The sequence below is a fragment of the Leucobacter chinensis genome (assembly GCF_019049105.1).
GTDB classification, from domain to species: domain Bacteria; phylum Actinomycetota; class Actinomycetes; order Actinomycetales; family Microbacteriaceae; genus Leucobacter_A; species Leucobacter_A chinensis.
In genome coordinates this window covers 146,717-163,126 of sequence record NZ_JAHQZR010000005.1, presented here as the reverse complement: position 1 = coordinate 163,126, position 16,410 = coordinate 146,717, and the positions used below count along the sequence as shown (strand labels likewise).

11 protein-coding genes are annotated in these 16,410 nt (G+C 64.9%); 5 read left to right on the top strand and 6 right to left on the bottom strand.

Annotated elements, in window-relative coordinates:
• The first annotated feature begins 2 nt into the window (after positions 1-2).
• On the top strand, positions 3-1,769 hold the full coding sequence (locus KTJ78_RS06810) for a copper resistance CopC/CopD family protein (RefSeq protein ID WP_217133863.1): 1,767 nt from the start codon (positions 3-5) through the stop codon (positions 1,767-1,769).
• A 54-nt stretch (positions 1,770-1,823) separates the two neighbouring features.
• Here KTJ78_RS06810 and KTJ78_RS06805 read toward each other — a convergent pair whose 3' ends face one another.
• Positions 1,824-4,736: an aminotransferase gene (locus KTJ78_RS06805; protein WP_369808015.1), complete on the bottom strand. Its 2,913-nt coding sequence runs from the start codon at positions 4,734-4,736 to the stop codon at positions 1,824-1,826.
• Positions 4,737-4,854: 118 nt separating this feature from the next.
• On the opposite strand from KTJ78_RS06805, the gene KTJ78_RS06800 reads away from it, so the two are divergent.
• Entirely contained in the window at positions 4,855-5,319 is a 465-nt protein-coding gene (locus tag KTJ78_RS06800) for an Lrp/AsnC family transcriptional regulator (RefSeq protein WP_217133862.1), read from the top strand.
• A 7-nt stretch (positions 5,320-5,326) separates the two neighbouring features.
• On the opposite strand, the gene KTJ78_RS06795 is transcribed toward KTJ78_RS06800, so the two are convergent.
• From KTJ78_RS06795 to KTJ78_RS06785, 3 genes are all read right to left on the bottom strand, one after another.
• Complete coding sequence (locus KTJ78_RS06795) at positions 5,327-5,716, bottom strand: nuclear transport factor 2 family protein (protein ID WP_217133860.1); 390 nt, start codon at positions 5,714-5,716, stop codon at positions 5,327-5,329.
• Positions 5,717-5,735: 19 nt separating this feature from the next.
• Positions 5,736-7,754, bottom strand: a complete 2,019-nt coding sequence (locus KTJ78_RS06790) for an NADPH-dependent 2,4-dienoyl-CoA reductase (protein ID WP_217133858.1) — start codon at positions 7,752-7,754, stop codon at positions 5,736-5,738.
• Between the two features lie 79 nt (positions 7,755-7,833).
• Positions 7,834-8,406 carry a PadR family transcriptional regulator gene (locus KTJ78_RS06785; protein ID WP_217133856.1) on the bottom strand — a complete coding sequence of 191 codons (573 nt, stop codon included), beginning with the start codon at positions 8,404-8,406 and terminating at the stop codon, positions 7,834-7,836.
• A gap of 320 nt (positions 8,407-8,726) precedes the next feature.
• Between KTJ78_RS06785 and KTJ78_RS06780 the strand changes: the two genes are divergently transcribed.
• The 3 genes from KTJ78_RS06780 (at position 8,727) to KTJ78_RS06770 (ending at position 14,866) form a co-directional block, all read left to right on the top strand.
• Positions 8,727-11,183, top strand: coding sequence for an HAD-IC family P-type ATPase (locus KTJ78_RS06780; RefSeq protein WP_217133854.1), 2,457 nt, complete (start codon positions 8,727-8,729; stop codon positions 11,181-11,183).
• A gap of 50 nt (positions 11,184-11,233) precedes the next feature.
• Positions 11,234-11,857: a TetR/AcrR family transcriptional regulator gene (locus KTJ78_RS06775; protein WP_217133852.1), complete on the top strand. Its 624-nt coding sequence runs from the start codon at positions 11,234-11,236 to the stop codon at positions 11,855-11,857.
• A gap of 231 nt (positions 11,858-12,088) precedes the next feature.
• Positions 12,089-14,866, top strand: a complete 2,778-nt coding sequence (locus KTJ78_RS06770; RefSeq protein ID WP_217133850.1) for a helix-turn-helix domain-containing protein — start codon at positions 12,089-12,091, stop codon at positions 14,864-14,866.
• On the opposite strand, the gene KTJ78_RS06765 is transcribed toward KTJ78_RS06770, so the two are convergent.
• Positions 14,859-15,677 carry an LAVTG motif-containing sortase-dependent surface protein gene (locus tag KTJ78_RS06765; RefSeq protein ID WP_217133849.1) on the bottom strand — a complete coding sequence of 273 codons (819 nt, stop codon included), beginning with the start codon at positions 15,675-15,677 and terminating at the stop codon, positions 14,859-14,861. The two genes, KTJ78_RS06770 and KTJ78_RS06765, sit on opposite strands and share 8 nt — an antisense overlap.
• On the bottom strand, positions 15,674-16,405 hold the full coding sequence (locus KTJ78_RS06760) for a hypothetical protein (protein ID WP_217133848.1): 732 nt from the start codon (positions 16,403-16,405) through the stop codon (positions 15,674-15,676). The genes KTJ78_RS06765 and KTJ78_RS06760 overlap by 4 nt, the downstream gene beginning before the upstream one ends.
• Between the last annotated feature and the right edge of the window lie 5 nt (positions 16,406-16,410).

The following is a 16,410-nucleotide window of genomic DNA, read 5'->3' as shown; positions in this document are numbered from 1 at the left end:
CCATGCACCTCACCCGAGTGAGGCGCGAGCAGCGCCCCCTGCATACCGCGGGGGCGCTGCTCGCCACAGCCCTCAGCGCACTCCTGCTCGTACTCGGCTTCGGCGCTTCGCCGGCCCTCGCCCACGCCGACCTCTTGGGCACCGTGCCCGAAGACGGGGCGGTGCTCGACGAGGCTCCGACGATGATCGAGCTCAACTATAACGAGCCAGTGCAGCTCATCGACGAGGCGATGCGGCTGTACACGAACGACGCAACTCAGACCGTACTGAACGCCACGACGCACAACACCGCCGTGCACGTCGAGCTGCCCGAATCACTGCCAGAGGGCGCCTACACGCTCTCGTACCGCATCGTCTCAGCCGACGGGCACCCGGTCGGCGGCGTGCTCAGCTTTCAGGTGGGCGACGGCGACTTCGCCGAACCTGAAATCACCGCGTCGCAGGCCGAGGCGACGAGCACCGAGGTCATCGTTTCGGTTCTCACGGGGCTACAGTACTTCGGCCTGCTCGCACTCGCTGGCATCATCATGTTCGGCGCATTCATCGCTCCGAACCGAGCATCGCCAGCTGGTCGCAGCGCTCCCCCCACCGCATCGCCCCAGATGCGGCGTCTCGCGCTCGGTGCCACCGTGACGGCGGCCATCGCGAGCCTCGCGCTCATTCCGGCCTCGGGAGCGAGGGTCGCCGGCAAGGCCTTCGCCTCGTATGTTCCGGGCAGCGGATCGATCGACTTCTTGTCGTCGAATGAGTGGCTCCCCTCGGTCACCTGGCCCGTCGTCGCGACCGCGGCGGCCGCGGTCGGCTTCGGGCTTATCGCGTGCTTCGCGGCTCGAGCGCAGGGGCGAGCGGCCAGGGTGACGGCGCTCGTCGCGGCGGGGCTGGCCCTTGCCTCTCCCGTGCTCGTGGGCCACACCCAAACGGTGCAGCCCATCGCGGCCATGATCGTGGCCGATCTCGGTCACCTCGCGGCCGGGGCTTTCTGGCTTGGCGGCGTGCTCGGGCTGTTGCTCGTCTTCGCCGAGCTGCGTCGGGTGCGAACGTCGACCGATCCCACCGCAAGCGTCAACGGAGCGATCGATACGGTCGAACATTTCTCACGGCTTGCCCCGTGGAGCGTCGCGGTGCTTGCCCTCAGTGGCGGCCTCATGGGCGTGCTCATTCTCGGCTCGGTGAAGGCCCTCTTCACTACCGGGTACGGGCTGCTGCTCATCGCGAAACTCGCGCTGCTGCTCATCGTGGTGGCGGTGGCGGCGTACAACCGATTCTCGCTACTCCCGCGCATCGCGCGTCACGATGAGCCGGAGCGCAGGGCGCAGCAACTGCGTTCGGCGCTTCGCATCGAGGCGGTCGTACTCATCGCGATTCTCGCGGTCACGGGGTTTCTCACCAATTCGAGCCCGAACGAGTCGACGCCATCTGGCGGCGAGTCAGCTCCCACGGCCTCAGAACCACAGCGCTTTGAGACCGAGTCTCAGGGCCTCACGGTTCGTGGCGAGATATCGCCGGGCAGAAGCGGCGAGAACGAGCTGACATTCGCCCTCGAATACGAGGGCGAGGAAGTCACGGTCGAAGAGGTCACGGTCGAGGCTCGGCTCCCAGCCGAAGATCTCGGCCCGCTGACCGCGACGGCCACCCGCGACGAGCAGGCTGGCGACTACGCGGCAACGCTCTCACTGCCTCTCGACGGGGAGTGGAAGGTGCAGCTCATCGTGCGCATCGACACCTACACCCAGCCCATCGCGTTCGTGCCGGTCACGATCGCAGGGTAGCGGATCTGCCGGCCCGTCTCCGCTCGCTGTGAGCGGGCGGGCCGGCAGTTTCTTCTAGGCCTCGGCACCCTTCGCTTCGAGCTCTTCAAGCGTGAGGGCGAGTGCACGCAGGAAGGTCGCGGCGTCGGCCTCGGTGAGCGTGAGCGGCGGCTTCACCTTGAGCACGTTTTGCCGCTCAGAGGTCGCCTGCATGATCACGCCGTGGTCGAGCAGCCGCTCGCACACCCAGGCAGTCTCTTCGGTCGCAGGTTCGAGCGTCTCGCGATCACGCACGAGTTCGACTCCCTGGTAGAGCCCGCTGCCGTGCACTGTGCCGATGATCGGGAAGCGGTCGGCGAGCGCCTCGACCTGTTCGGTGAGGTAGGCCCCCACCCGTTCGGCGTTCTCTTGCAGGCGCTCGTCGCGAATCACATCGAGCACCGCCGAGCCAGCAATCGCGCTCGCGGGCGCCCCTCCCGCCGACGAGAAAAACATGCCCTCGCTGCGCAGCGCGTCAACGATCTCGCGCCGGGTGATCACGATTCCGAGCGGGAACGCGTTGCCCGCAGCCTTCGCGACTGCGAGAATGTCGGGCACCGCGCCCTGCATCGTCGACCCCCAGAATGCCTTGCCGAGGCGGCCGTAGCCCACCTGCACCTCATCGGCGATCGCGAGACCACCCTGCGCGCGAATGCCCTCGTAGGCCTCAGCGAGGTACCCCTCGGGCGGCATGACCCCGCCCGCGTTCCCGAGCACTGGCTCGCAAATAAACGCTGCGGGAGGTCGCCCCTCGTCGCTCAGCGTTGTGGCGACGTCTGCGACCTGGCGGGCATACTTGGCGCCAGCGTCGGCGCCGCGATGCGGGCCGCGGTAGCTGTTCGGCGCGTCGACGAGGTGCACCCACTCGGGCCTGGAGGCGAGCGCATCGGGGTTGTCGAACGCCGAGGTGCTTACGGCGTCTGACGCCATCGTCCAGCCGTGATACCCCTCGCGGGCGGCGATCACGTCGCGGCGACCCGTCGCAACCTGCGCGAGGCGCAGGGCGAGGTCGATCGCCTCCGATCCGCTGTTGACGGGAATCACGGTGTCAAGCGAAGGGTCGGGCGAGTGCTCAAGCAGCTTCTCGGCAAACTCGGCGTAGGCCTCGTAGAGAAAACGCGAGTTCGTGTTGAGCAGGTGCAGCTGGCGGCCCACCGCCTCGCCCAGGTGCGGGTGCGAGTGGCCGATGGCGGTGACGTTGTTGACCATGTCGAGGTACGAGCGACCTTCGGTGTCGATGAGGAGGGTGTTCCAACCGCGTTCCATCTGCGGTGGGTGCTCGTAGTAGCGCTCGGCCGCGCCGCCCATCGAGCGATCGCGGCGCAGGCGCTCGGCCCGCAGCAGCACGATCGGGTCTTCGACCGGGCTCACGCTAAGCAGCACCGAGGGGTCAGCCGAAGCCTGGGTCTCGTACTCGTCGCCCGAGGCGCCGAAGGCCTCGCCCGGTTGCTCGTCGAACATCGAACGCATGATGCGCACGCTGCTGGCTCCCGTGGGGGTGGTGCGTAGCCGACCGATCACCTCGCCTGAGGCGACCTTCTGGCCGCTCTCGACGCCAACCTCGATGCCCTCAAAGCGCAGGGTGACGCCGCAGTCGCGAAGCGTGACAACGCCATCAGCTGCGGTGACCGTGCCCGCAAACGGCGCGCGCACGGCGACCCCCGGCCTCGCCCACACATCGACGCAGCGGGCCTTCGTGGCGGCGGGGCTCATGACGTCGGTTGAAACCCGCGAGAGCCGGCTCTCGCCGAACCGCATGATCGCAACGGGCGCGGTCGCGAGCGCCTCGCGGGCGAGCTCGGCCTCGACGCCGGGAGCTGCCCAGCGACCCCGATCGAGCGCCTCGCTGCGAAGCCCGAGGTCAATGACGGCAGCCTCGCGAATGCCCGAGATCGCCTCGGCGTACGCGAGACCCTCGCGGTGCGGCTTTCCCGCCGCGAGGCGCAGCTGGGCGGTCACGGCCTCGGTGTCAAAGGCGAGGGCGCGCTCGAACACCTCCCACTCGTGCTCAATGCGCTCGCGCGCATAATCATTCTGCGGATCAATGCGCAGCTGGCTCCACCCGCTGACCGCGAGCACCGCACCCCGCAGCACCACGAGTGGCCACAGCGCGGCCGTCTCAGCGTCGGTGAGGGATATCTTGCGGCTGAACCCGCTCACCGCCCGAGCGACGATCGCCATGTCGCCGGTGCGGCCGATGAGGTCGGCGAGCAGCACTGCGAGCTCGGCGGCACGCCACGATTGGACCGTGTCGCCGAGGTCGATGACCCACTTCGTGCCATCTGACGCGCGCATAATGTTGTCGCTCGTGAGGTCGCCATGAATGATCTGCATCGGCAGCTCGCCCCGTAGCGCGGCGATGGCCTCGTCGGCCCGCACCGTCGCCTCGAGGCAGCGCTCACGGCGCTCGTCGGGCAGGTCGCCAATGAGCTGTTCGACGACGGTTCTCGACTGGCTCAGCTCCCACTGAATCGCCCGTTCGGCGTCTGGATTATCGAAACCCTCAAGCGCCAAGAGCGTCTCGGCGGTGAGCAGGCCCAGCTCTTCGGCGAGCGCGCCATCAATCTCGCTCGAGTCTGCGATCGTGGCGCCGTCGACGAGTTCGAACGCGCAAACCCGCAGCACTTCACCGGCCTCGTTTGTGATCGTCGTGCTGCGTTTTCCCTGGCTCGTTGTGAGCACCCTGGGGCTCAAGACACCCCGAGCACGCAACCGGTCTGACACCGACAATTGGAGGGAGAGCACGCTTTCTGGCACCGCGGGGTGGTTGACCTTGATGAGCACCCCGGGCCCCTCGGCGGGGCGCACCATGAAGTTGCGGTCTTGCTGGCTGCCGAGCTCGTGGGCCTCGCCCCGGACCCCGTACGCGTCATGCGCGCACGCAAGAATGTCGTTCGTGCTGACCTCGGGCCTCGCGAGCATCCAGCGAGAGCGTTCCTTCTTCGTCACAATACCCTCCACGCAGTATCGATTTACTTCCTCTTCCACCCACAAGAGTAATGAAATATTACTGAAAAGAAAAGCATAGTCATGTTTAATCACCGAAACTGCGAGATAGGATGGGTATATGCAACAGGAGACGCCCGAAGAACTCGACGCCATCGACCGCGCCCTCATCACGGCGCTGCAAGACGACGGGCGCCTCGGCTACGCCGAACTCGGCACCCTCGTGGGTCTCACCCCGGGCGGCGCGCGCAAGCGGGTCATCAGGCTTGAGCAGCGCGGCATACTGCAAGTGGTCGGCGTCACCGATCCACTCAAGCTCGGCTACCACAGCATGGCCATGGTCGGCATCGTTGCCGATGGCGACCTCGAGGTCGTCGCCCGGGCACTCGACGCGCTCGACAGCGTCATTTACGTCGTGCTCACGGCCGGCCGCTACGACCTGCTCGCAGAGGTCATCGCGACCGACCAGGAGGCACTCTTTCAGGTGATCAACAGTGAGTTGCGGGGCATCGATGGCGTCACCCGGGTCGAAACCTTCACCTACTACGGCATTCGCACCCACCGCTTCGGGTGGGGCACCCGCTAGGCGTTCGTCATGAGGCGGCGTCGGCCTTGATCTGCTCGAAGCGCGCGCCCATCTCTTCAGCGAGCGCCTGCGCAGCGCTCAGTGGCCGCACCATGACCATGAACTCGCTGATGAGCCCCTCATCGTTGAGGCGCAAAAAGTCACAGCCCGTGATGCTCTTGCCCTGCACCCTTGCAGTGAACACGAGCCCCTGATCGCGCGCGCCCTCTTCGCCGAGCACGCGCTCGTAGGTGAAGCCCTCGAGCACCTGAATGACCTGCTTCAGGATCGCGATCGTGATCTTCTTGCCGGGGTACGGCGTGAAGGCGACGGGACTCACAAACACGACGTCGTCGGCGAGCAGCGCCTCGATCGCGGCGAAGTCTCGGGCCTCAACGGCCTCTTGAAATGCTTTCATGATGATTCTTTCCTTTCGGTTACAACCGGGCGGCGAGCCTGGTTCCTTCGTCAATCGCGCGCTTCGCGTCGAGCTCAGAGGCGACGTTGGCCCCGCCAATGACCGTTGCTTCGATGCCCCGATCAGCACACGCGGCCGCGAGGTCTCGGTTGGGCTCCTGCCCCGTGCAGAGCACAACGTTGTCGACCTCGAGCACGTGCGTCTCTTCACCGATGCGCACGTGCAGGCCATCGTCGCCCACGCTCAGGTACTCGGCACCGGCAATCATCTGCACACCGCGGTGACGCAGCTCGGTTCGGTGAATCCATCCCGTGGTCTTGCCGAGCCCCGCACCAACCTTCGTGATCTTGCGCTGCAGCAGAGCGACCGACCGCGCCGGGGTCTCGTGCTGTGGTTTCATGATGCCGCCACGCGCCTCGTACTCCCGGTCAACGCCCCACTGCTCACTGAACTCCTCGGCCGTGGCCGTGAGCTTCTCAGGGCCGGTGAGAAACTGTGCGACGTCGAAGCCGATACCGCCCGCACCCAAGATGGCAACGCTCTGCCCCACCTCGCGCTTATCGCGCAGCACGTCGAGGTAACCGAGTACCGAGGGATGGTCGATGCCCTGAATCTCGGGGGTGCGCGGCTTCACACCGGTCGCGAGCACCACGTCGTCGAAGCCCTCAAGCACCTCGGTGGTCGCCTCGGTCAAGAGCCGCACCTCGATGCCGAGCTCATCGATGCGGTACTGGAAGTAGCGAAGCGTCTCGGCGAACTCGCCTTTGCCGGGCACCTGTAGCGCGACATTGAGCTGCCCGCCAATGATCGCCGAGCGCTCGAAGAGCACCACCCGGTGCCCGCGCTCGGCCGCCGCGACCGCGCAGCTGAGCCCCGCTGGCCCCGCGCCGACAACCGCCACGCGCTTCACGGTTTTCGTGGGCGCGAGGGTGAGCTCGGTCTCGTGGCAGGCTCGCGGATTCACGAGGCACGAGGTGATCTTCATCGAGAAGGTGTGGTCAAGGCAGGCCTGGTTACAGCCGATGCACGTGTTAATAGCGTCGGGCCTGCCCTCGCGAGCTTTGCGCACGAAGTCAGGGTCGGCGAGAAACGGCCTCGCGAGCGACACCATGTCGGCATCACCGCGTTCAAGCACGAGCTCTGCCGCCGCCGGGGTGTTGAGGCGGTTGCCCGTGACAAGCGGCACCTGGACTTCACCCATTACTCGCTTCGTCACCCAGGTAAACGCGCCGCGCGGAACCGAGGTCGCAATCGTCGGAATGCGCGCCTCGTGCCAGCCGATGCCCGTGTTGATAATGCTGGCCCCGGCCGCCTCGATGAGCTTCGCGAGCTCGACGACCTCTTCGATCGTCGATCCGCCGGGCACCAGATCGAGCATCGAGAGGCGATACACGAGGATGAAGTCTTCGCCCACGGCCTCGCGAATGCGACGCACGATTTCGACGGGAAAGCGCACGCGATTTTCGAACGATCCGCCCCACTCGTCTTCGCGCTGGTTCGTGCCCGGGGCGATGAACTCGTTGATGAGGTAGCCCTCTGAGCCCATGACCTCGACGCCGTCGTAACCTGCCTCGCGGGCGAGCAGTGCGCAGCGCACGAAGTCGTCAATCGTCGCCTCGACCTCGGCACTCGTGAGCGCGTGCGGAACGTGTGCCGAGATCGGCGCTTGCAAGGCACTCGGCGCGACAAGACCCGGGTGATGCGCGTAGCGCCCAAAGTGCAGAATTTGCAACGCAATGAGGCCGCCCTCTTCGTGCACCGCATTCGTCACCACCCGGTGCTCGGCTGCTTCTTCGCTGGTCGTGAGCTTTGCGCCGCCCGGGTACGGCCTCGCCGCCTCGTTCGGCGCAATGCCGCCGGTCACAATGAGCGCCGCGCCGCCGCGGGCCCGCTCGCGGTAGAACTCGGCCATGCGATGAAACCCGTCGGGCGCCTCTTCGAGCCCGACGTGCATCGAGCCCATGAGCACACGGTTTGGCAGCGTCACGTGCCCGAGGTCGAGCGGCGCCATAAGGTGAGGGAAAGTCGTCGTTGACATCATGAACCCTTCATAATCAATTATTTGAATATGAGAGTAGCGGATCGCCCCGCCTCTGTCTACCCGAGTCGCGGCGGCTTCACTGCCCCGCCGAGTCCCGCGTCGCGCGAACCGTCAGCGCGTCAATCGCACGCTCGCACCAGGCAATGTTTTCTTGCTCAAAAGCAATGCCTCGCATGAGCGTGAGGTACGGACCGACTCGCTCTGCTTGTGCGAGGTACTCACGCTCGGGCAGCCCATTCAGCAGGTGGTCGCGCCGCTTGAGGTAAAGGCGCAGCTTGACGTGCGCCGCCTCACCCCGAGCGGCGAGCGTGCCTAGCACCGCCTCGCTATCGACAACATCTGAGGCCTGCACGAGCACGAGCAGATCGTCGCGAATCGCACTCGGTTTCGGTGATTTTGTGGCAAAATCCTGCAACACAGCAAGGCCAGCATCAGTGATCGAATAGAGCCGTTTGTTGGGGCGACCACTCTGCACTACGAGATCGGCCTCGATGAGCTCTGCGACACACATCGAATCGAGTTCGCGATATAGCTGCTGCGGGGTCGTCGTCCAAAAATTTGCGACCGAGGCATCGAAGCCCTTAGCAAGGTCGTACCCAGATGCTTCACCGTCGAGCAGTGCCGCAAGAATCGCGTGTTTAAGGGCCATGTGCTCAAGCGTACGGCACCCGGTGACGCCCGCCAAGCTCCTCGATCGTTTGCCAAGACCACTAACGTTGAATATTATTCAATTACTTTAATTTGAATGACGAAATCGAGGGCGGGGCTTGGGGCGCGAGCCATTCGCAGGCTACAAGTACCCGCGCATTATCGCGGTGCGCGAGAGCCTCCCGCCCACCTCGACTGGCAAGATCGTCAAGCGCATGCTCGTAGACGCATAAAGCACTTGCGGGGCGCCCTTGCTGGGCATCTGTGCGCTTTCACTCAGATCACAGCGGTTGTGACGCTTTCATCTGAAAATATATAAGCATGCACGTCTCAGAACCGCAGCAGGGCGCCTCGGCCGAGCCCGGTGACCCATCTCGGTCACTCACCGATGCCCACCCCCTCACGAGCGGCGAGGTGCGTGAGCGCATCGAGCGCGGCGAGGCGAACACCATCGAGTCGAAAACGAGCCGAAGCTTCGGCGACATCTTTCGGGCGAATGTCTTCACGCGGGTCAACATCATCTATGCGGTGCTCTTTGTACTCGTCATGGGAACCGGACACTTCATCGATGGACTCTTCGGGTTCATCATTATCGTCAACAGCACCGTCGGCATGGTGCAAGAGATTCGGGCAAAGCGCACGCTCGACCGCCTCGCGCTCTTAGGCAAGAGCCCCGCCCGTGTCGAACGAGCCGACGGTATTCGCGAGATCGCCCCAGAAGAGATCGTTTTGGGCGATATCGTGCTCCTCTCCGCTGGCGACCAGATTCCCGTCGACGGCACCGTCATCGACGAGGTGGGCCTCGAACTTGACGAGTCGCTGCTCACGGGCGAGTCAGACGCGGTGCAGGGGCACCCTGGGTTCGCGGTACTCTCGGGCAGCTTCGTTGCCGCCGGCTCGGGCCGCTTCGTGACGACCGCCGTGGGCGCCAACGCCTACGCCGCAAAGCTCACGAACGAGGCGAGCGTTTTCAAGAAGCCCGCCTCGCAGCTGCGCGAGGGTATCGACCAGATTCTCAAATACATCACGTGGATCCTCGTTCCCATCGGCGCACTTTCTATCTGGAACCAGCTTGCCGGCGGCCAGGAATGGCGCGACGCGATTCGCGGGCTGGTGGCTGCGCTCGTGCCGATGATTCCCGAGGGCCTCGTGCTCATGACAAGCGTGGCCATGGCCGTTGGCGTTATTCGCCTGGGCAAGCACCAGTGCCTCGTGCAAGACCTTCCCGCAATCGAGCAACTCGCTCGTGTCGACATCGTGTGCACCGACAAGACCGGTACCCTTACCGAAGACGGCATGCGGGTGAGTCGCATCGAGACCGCTGCCGACACCGCTGGCACCCACAGTGCTAACGGCACCGTCGAGACCGTACTGTCAACCATCGGCGCCATTGAAGAAAAACCCAACAGCAGCATGGCCGCTATTCTCGAGCACCTGGGCCACATCACCCCGCTCGCGGCTGCACAGCAGATTGCGTTTTCATCGGCACGCAAGTGGGCGGGCGTCGAACTCGCGGCCGCCGTGCCATTACCCGCTGAGGGAGAGACCACCGAGCGGGAAGGACTCAGCTGGTTTCTTGGCGCCCCCGACATTCTCCTGCCCGAGGGCGACGCCGCCCACGCTCGCGCAGCGGTTCTCGCCGAAGAGGGGCTCAGGGTACTGGCTCTTGTCTCGGCGCCCGCCTCGATTGAACACGAACAGCTGCCGCAGAACGTGACCGCCGAGGCGCTCGTGGTTCTTGACCAGCGGTTGCGCGCTGAAGCCCCGGGAACCATTGATTTTTTCACGAAGCAGCGAGTCTCACTCAAGGTCATCTCGGGTGATAACGCAGCCGCGGTCGGCGCAATCGCCGAGCAGGTTGGTGTGCCCCACGGCCGTGACGCCATCGACGCACGCACCCTCGATCCTGAGTCAGAGAGCTTCGGCAGCGAGGTCGCGCACCACACGACCTTCGGCAGAGTCACGCCCGACCAGAAGCGCTCGATCGTGCACGCGCTCCAGCAAGAGGGGCACGTCGTTGCCATGACGGGTGACGGCGTGAACGACGTGCTCGCCCTCAAAGATGCCGACGTGGGCGTCGCGATGGGCTCGGGGTCTCCAGCAGCCCGAGCGGTCTCGCGCATCGTACTGCTCGACAACTCGTTTGCGACCCTGCCACACGTCGTCGCCGAGGGCCGCAGGGTCATCGGCAACATCGAACGCGTCGCGACGCTCTTTCTCACGAAGACCCTCTACTCGGCTTTGCTCGCTCTGCTCGTTGCCCTCATCGCCGTGCCCTACCCGTTCCTGCCCCGTCACATCACCCTGATCGCCTGGTTTACCATCGGCATCCCCTCCTTCTTCCTCGCCCTGGCCCCGAACGCGGCACGGGCACAAGACGGCTTCGTGCGCAGGGTGCTGAGCGAAGCGGTGCCGGGCGGCATCGGCGCCTCACTCGCAGCCTTTGGCGCCTATGTCACCGCCCGTCAGGTGTTCGGCGTCAGCGACGCGACGCGGGTCATGAACTCGTCAACCTCGTTTCTCGCACTCATCATCGTCGCGTTCTTCGTGCTCGCAATGGTTGCACGCCCCTTCCGACTGTGGAAGGTGGGGCTCGTCGGCACCATGATCGGTTGCTTACTCACGATTATGATCACGCCGCTCGGCAGCCTTGTCTTTGACATCGAGCTGGGCGACTGGCGGGCCATTCTCATAGCCCTGGGCTTTGGTATCGCGGGCATCGCAACCCGTTCGCTCATCTGGCGCGGCATGCGACGTTTCGTACCACCCACCCGCTAGCCGACACCCGTCGCCTGTGTGCGTCGCGCCGCACCGGTACTCTGCTATACATGACCACAACCTCCCGCCAACGGGCCGTTCGTGAAGATCACCTGCGCAACCATGAGCGACTACTCACGGCCGCGATCACGCTATTCGACGAAGAAGGCCCGACCGCTCCCCTGCACCGCATTGCAAAACTCGCCGGGGTGAGCGAGGCCAGCCTCTATCGCCACTTCTCGGGGCGTGACGAGCTCGTGTACCGGGTGTACGATCGGCACGCCACAATGCTCGAAGAGGTCGCGGTTGACACGCTCGAACAGCACGCGCCCGAAGCTGCAGGGGTGAGACTCGAGCGCCTCTGCACCGCCCTCATCACCGCTATGGTGCGCCACCCAAGCTACACGGCAATCACGCTCTGGGCACTGCGAACGCACCCACCCAGAGCCATCGGTGAAGCCTTCGTGAACGCGGTGAGATCACTTGCACAAAGCTGTCGCGACGAAGGCTCACTCGCCAGCGACATCACACCGGGTGACATCATCGCGCTCACCGTCATGGTCGCGTCAACCGCACCCTTGCAGCCACTCATGGGTGATGGGTCGTGGCACCGACTACTCGAGGTTGGCCTGAGGGGCTTCACCCCTCAGGCGGCAAAGGCGGCCGAGCCAGTGGGGATCAAACACCCGAGCTAGACAAGAGCTTGAAGCTAAGCGTAGAGTTACTTTCATCTAGGGATGGGGCCTCCCTCGGGGAGCCTCATGGGGAAATGAATGAGGAACCATGGGTCAATCGCACCCCACGTTCGCGTGCGTCCTGATGACGCTGCCGCGGGCGAGCAACACACAGAGTGCCACCGGGGTAGGAACACCTCCGGCACAGCGCACCGGGCAGCACCCGCTCACGGCGAGAGCCTCAGCATGATCATGAACACGAAACGGGCACGTGAGGCCGAGATTTACCTTGATGCCGCGGGCGCAAGCGACGGCGGCCTCCTCCTTCTCCTTGGAGAGAGCGGCACCGGCAAAACATTCTTCTTACGCAGACTTCGCGAGGCAGCCGAGGCTGCGGCCGTCGGCCCTATTCATGCCGCGGCCGCCGACGAGTTCGAGAGCGAAATACCGTACAGCTTCATCGAACGCCTTATGAGCACGACCCCAGCTGCTCGCACCGCCATCGATCCCGCACACTCTCGAATCGAGATCGCGAGGGAGGTGCTGCTGTCGCTCTCGGGGCATCCGAAGGGCACGATCCGCACCGTTCTTCTCGACGACGTGCACTGGGTCGACGCGGCATCTGAGCGCGTGCTTCGCTACGTCGCGCCTCGGCTCGTCAGCCAGGGGGTATTTCTCGTGTGCTCTGCTCGACCACAGCCGGGCGTCGAAACGCTCGCGTGGCACCTGAGCGATGAAGCACAGTTGCACGCCAACTGGCGCACCGTCGAGTTCACAAAACTCTCGGTCAGCGATATTCGCGAGATGGCCCTCGAACGCTTTGGTACGGGCATCTCGGCGAAGACCGCAGAGCGCATTCAAACCGTGACCGATGGCTCGTTCTCACGAGTGAGCTCGATGTTCGACGGGCTCAGCCCCGAAGAGATTCAGGGCCTACATCTGCGCTCTGACCTGCCCGCGAGGCTCTACCAGCAGCACGACGGCGAGCAGCGCCTCCTTCCCGACCACCAGATGCTCAATGACGCGGGCAGACTCGCGGTCGAGATTGTGGCGCTCGCTGCCGAAACCATCGACTCGGCGACGGTTGCGCACGTTGCCGAAATGCTCGGTGACCCGGTTGACGCCGCTTGGGCAGTGCGGCAGGGGCTCCTCGTCGAGGTTGACTTTGGCGACAGGCTCGCGGCCGCGCACCCGCTCCTCACCGCCTCGGTGAGCGAGAACCTCAGCGAAAGCCGTGCGCAGGAAATACTGCACGCCCTCGCGAGCCACAGCCAGGGGCACCGATCACTCGTGTTCGAGCTGCGTGCCGCAAAGGCACTCACTCCCGAGCTCGAGGCGAGGGTGCGGGACGATGTCACCGCCTCGCTCGGGCAGGGTGACCTGGGGCTCGTCGGCGAGACCCTCAGACGCTGCCTCGACCTCACGACCGGCGAGGCCCGTGACGAGGTGCTCATCGAGCTCACGCTGCACTACCTACAGCACAAGGCAGGCTTTCTCGTACTCGACCTCTTACCCGAGGTTGAGGCGCTGCCAGCAACACCGTTGCGGGAGTGCATCGCAATCTTGTTGCGCGTGTATCGTTTCGAAGACCAGGTGCCGAGGGAGCGCATCGACGCGCTGCTCGGGGTCAACGACCCCTCACCCGAGATGCGCACACTGCAAGCGTTCGTTTCGTTTCTCGCGGTCATCGCGATCATGCGAAGCCGCGACGCCGAGGGCCTTCTGGAATTCATTCCCCGGGCAAAAGAGCTCTGGGCACTTGCGCCCGAGTCGCCCGAAGAACTCACCGACGAACGCATCAGATGGATGGTCGCGCCGAGAGAATACGAGCTCATACTCGATGGATATTCACTCGTCCCGCTCATGATTGAGAGCCGCACCGAGCATCTCGCCGCGCTCCTACCGCAGGCCATCGAACGTGCCAAAGCACTCCGACCGAGCGAGCACAAAATCGACGTGATCGTCTCGCTCGTCGGCACGCTCATATCGTTGAATACCCTCGACACCGCATACGAACTCGCTCACGAGGGGTACGAGCTTCTCGAGGGAAGGCCGAGGCCGTGGGCGGGTGGCGGCATGCGCATCACCTACGCTCACCTGCTCGCGCTCAGGGGTGAGCTCACCGAGGCACTGCGTGTCGTTACTGACGCCGAAGAGCGGGCTCACGAATTTCTTGACGCAGAGGTACGGCTCACGCTCTCGGCGCTACACGCCTGGCTCGCTGCCGTAACCGGCACCGAGGACCCTGCCCCGTATCTACTCGGCGCACAGCGGCTGTACCAGCTGCACTGGGAAGGGTACGGGATCGACCTCGTGCTCATCGCCGAGGTCGAGATTGCCTCGCTCGCGGGCAACCACCGCGAAGTCATCGCACTCACCGAACCCGGCCGCTACCGTTCATTCACTTCGACGAGGCACGGCTTTCTCACCTACCGGGCGCTCTCGCTCATCGAGCTCGCTCGATTCGACGAGGCGGCAGTGCTCATTGAGCGTCTGAGGGGCCTCGACGGGGCCGAGTGGCACGAAACGTACGGCACGATCAGCTGGCTCGAAGCGCGCCTTGCCGACTCACGCCCGGAGAGCCACGCGACATGGGCCGAGATCGACGCGCTCTACCGTGCCGCGGCCGAGACCACCGAGTTGCCGCTGTATCGGGCTCGCACCCTGCGCGACCATGGTCGGGCCGCCGTGGCACATGGCGAGCCCGATAAAGCCACCCCACTCTTTACAGAATCGAAGCGGATCTTCACAGAGCTCGGCACCAGGCCCGATCTCGAAACGCTCGCAGCCGAGGAACACCTCTTGCGTGACGCCGTGCACACGCAAGAAGCCGCCGCAGCGATGCGCCTGACCTCTCGCGAACGCGAGATTGCAGAACTCATCGCCAACGGCGGCTCAACAAGCGACATCGCGCAAACGCTCGTGATCTCACCCGCAACGGTGAGGTTTCACGTGTCAAACGTTCTCGCGAAGCTCGGGCTCACCTCGAGGGGCGAGATCGCGCACGCACTGCGCGGCCCGATTACCTAAGGCGGCGGCGAAGAAGCGCGATCGCCGCCCCGACAAGCACGAGGGAGCCCGCGCCTGCGACGATCCACGGCTCAAAAGCGCCGCCGGTCATTGCGAGCGGCGGGCGATCCGCTCGGGGGCCCGGCTGAGGCTCGGGATCTGTGCCAGGCCCGGGGTCGGGCTTTGGCTTCGGATCGGGGTCAGGGTCGACAGGAGGAACGCTATCGGTGTCGCCCTCGAGCGTGAGCAGCACGTCGAAGGAGGCCGAGCGGTCGGCCACGTTGGCGGTGTTCCCAGAGGTTGCGGCCACATCGAAGTCGTAGCTGAGCGTCAGGGTCTGCTGCTCGCCGCGCTTCACGGCGACCTCAAGCACCTGAGTGCTTCCCAGATCGTGCAGTGCGGTCAGGCTCGCGCTCTCAGCGCCCCAACCGATGAGCACGTCATCGTAGAAGTCGCCCTGGTCGCCAGCCCCGCCATAGTGATCGCCCGCGGGCTTCACGTGGGCCGGATTATTGTGCACATCGGCTGCGCCCGGCGAGAGCAGCTTCACCCCGGTAATCTCGGCACGCAGCACGGCGTCACCGGGGCCAGCGTTCGTCACCGTGATCGAGCGCTCGGCGTGATCGCCGGGAACCGCGACAGGAGCGCCGAAGAACGTCTCGGTGGCGTTTGCCGGGCCATCGTCGTGCCACTCGAGCACCAGAGCACGGCTATCGCTGGCCGATTCACCCGAGTCGGCGTGCGCCGGCGTCGCTGCGAGCACCATGCCGCAGGCAAGCGCAGCCGCGGCGAGCGCCCCCGAGAGCCTGGTCATTGCGTGTTGCTTCTTCATGGGGTCTCCTGCCCTGGCCTAAAGGTTTCGTAGCTGAAGGTCAGCACACGCTCTGGCTCATTGCCCACGTCAAACGATTCGAGAACCCTCGCCGACCATTCGTCAGTGTCGGTAACGGCGAGGTTTGCATCATCAACCGCGGCAACTGTCGCGGTGTTGGTATACGAGCCGACCTCTTCAGGCTCATCGAGGGTCGCAACGAAGCACCAGAACTCGGTTGTTGCCTGCTCACTCGTCGAATAGTCGGCGCTCACCGGCGTTGAGGTGACTTGATCGCCAGCGGCGTTCATCGGCGTCGCCGTCGTCGTCACCGCAGCCTCGACCGTGCACGATGCCGCATCGGCCACCTTGAACACGCTTGATGCTGAGTGCCCTAAGGCACCGTCGCCCCAATCTGGGCTGGCGAGCGTATACCGAAGGCCTTTATTGCCCTGGCTCAGTGACTGCGTTTCAAAGGGGATCGCTACCGACCCATCGGCGATCAAGCGCGTCACCGCGTCGGCTCCGATCGGCACGTCAATGCTCGAGCCCGTCGCCTGCGAGACCGCGCCTGCGTGCCCCGCGGCAAACCCTTGGACTCCTTCGCCGACCTTGATGTCAGCCGTTGCACTGTGATTCCAGAGTGCCGCCGTCGCTCCACCAACAATGGCGACGCCCGCGCAGAACGATACCGCCGCGACGGTCAATGCTTTCAGCGGGACTGCCCGCCGAACCGTTTCGTTTCTCATGATCG

Coding starts and splice junctions, on each gene's coding strand:
- KTJ78_RS06770 (WP_217133850.1), top strand. CDS start 12,089: ATGAACACGAAACGGGCACGTGAGGCCGAGATTTACCTTGATGCCGCG.
- KTJ78_RS06785 (WP_217133856.1), bottom strand. CDS start 8,406: ATGGCCCTTAAACACGCGATTCTTGCGGCACTGCTCGACGGTGAAGCA.
- KTJ78_RS06765 (WP_217133849.1), bottom strand. CDS start 15,677: ATGAAGAAGCAACACGCAATGACCAGGCTCTCGGGGGCGCTCGCCGCG.
- KTJ78_RS06760 (WP_217133848.1), bottom strand. CDS start 16,405: ATGAGAAACGAAACGGTTCGGCGGGCAGTCCCGCTGAAAGCATTGACC.
- KTJ78_RS06775 (WP_217133852.1), top strand. CDS start 11,234: ATGACCACAACCTCCCGCCAACGGGCCGTTCGTGAAGATCACCTGCGC.
- KTJ78_RS06810 (WP_217133863.1), top strand. CDS start 3: ATGCACCTCACCCGAGTGAGGCGCGAGCAGCGCCCCCTGCATACCGCG.
- KTJ78_RS06780 (WP_217133854.1), top strand. CDS start 8,727: ATGCACGTCTCAGAACCGCAGCAGGGCGCCTCGGCCGAGCCCGGTGAC.
- KTJ78_RS06795 (WP_217133860.1), bottom strand. CDS start 5,716: ATGAAAGCATTTCAAGAGGCCGTTGAGGCCCGAGACTTCGCCGCGATC.
- KTJ78_RS06800 (WP_217133862.1), top strand. CDS start 4,855: ATGCAACAGGAGACGCCCGAAGAACTCGACGCCATCGACCGCGCCCTC.
- KTJ78_RS06790 (WP_217133858.1), bottom strand. CDS start 7,754: ATGTCAACGACGACTTTCCCTCACCTTATGGCGCCGCTCGACCTCGGG.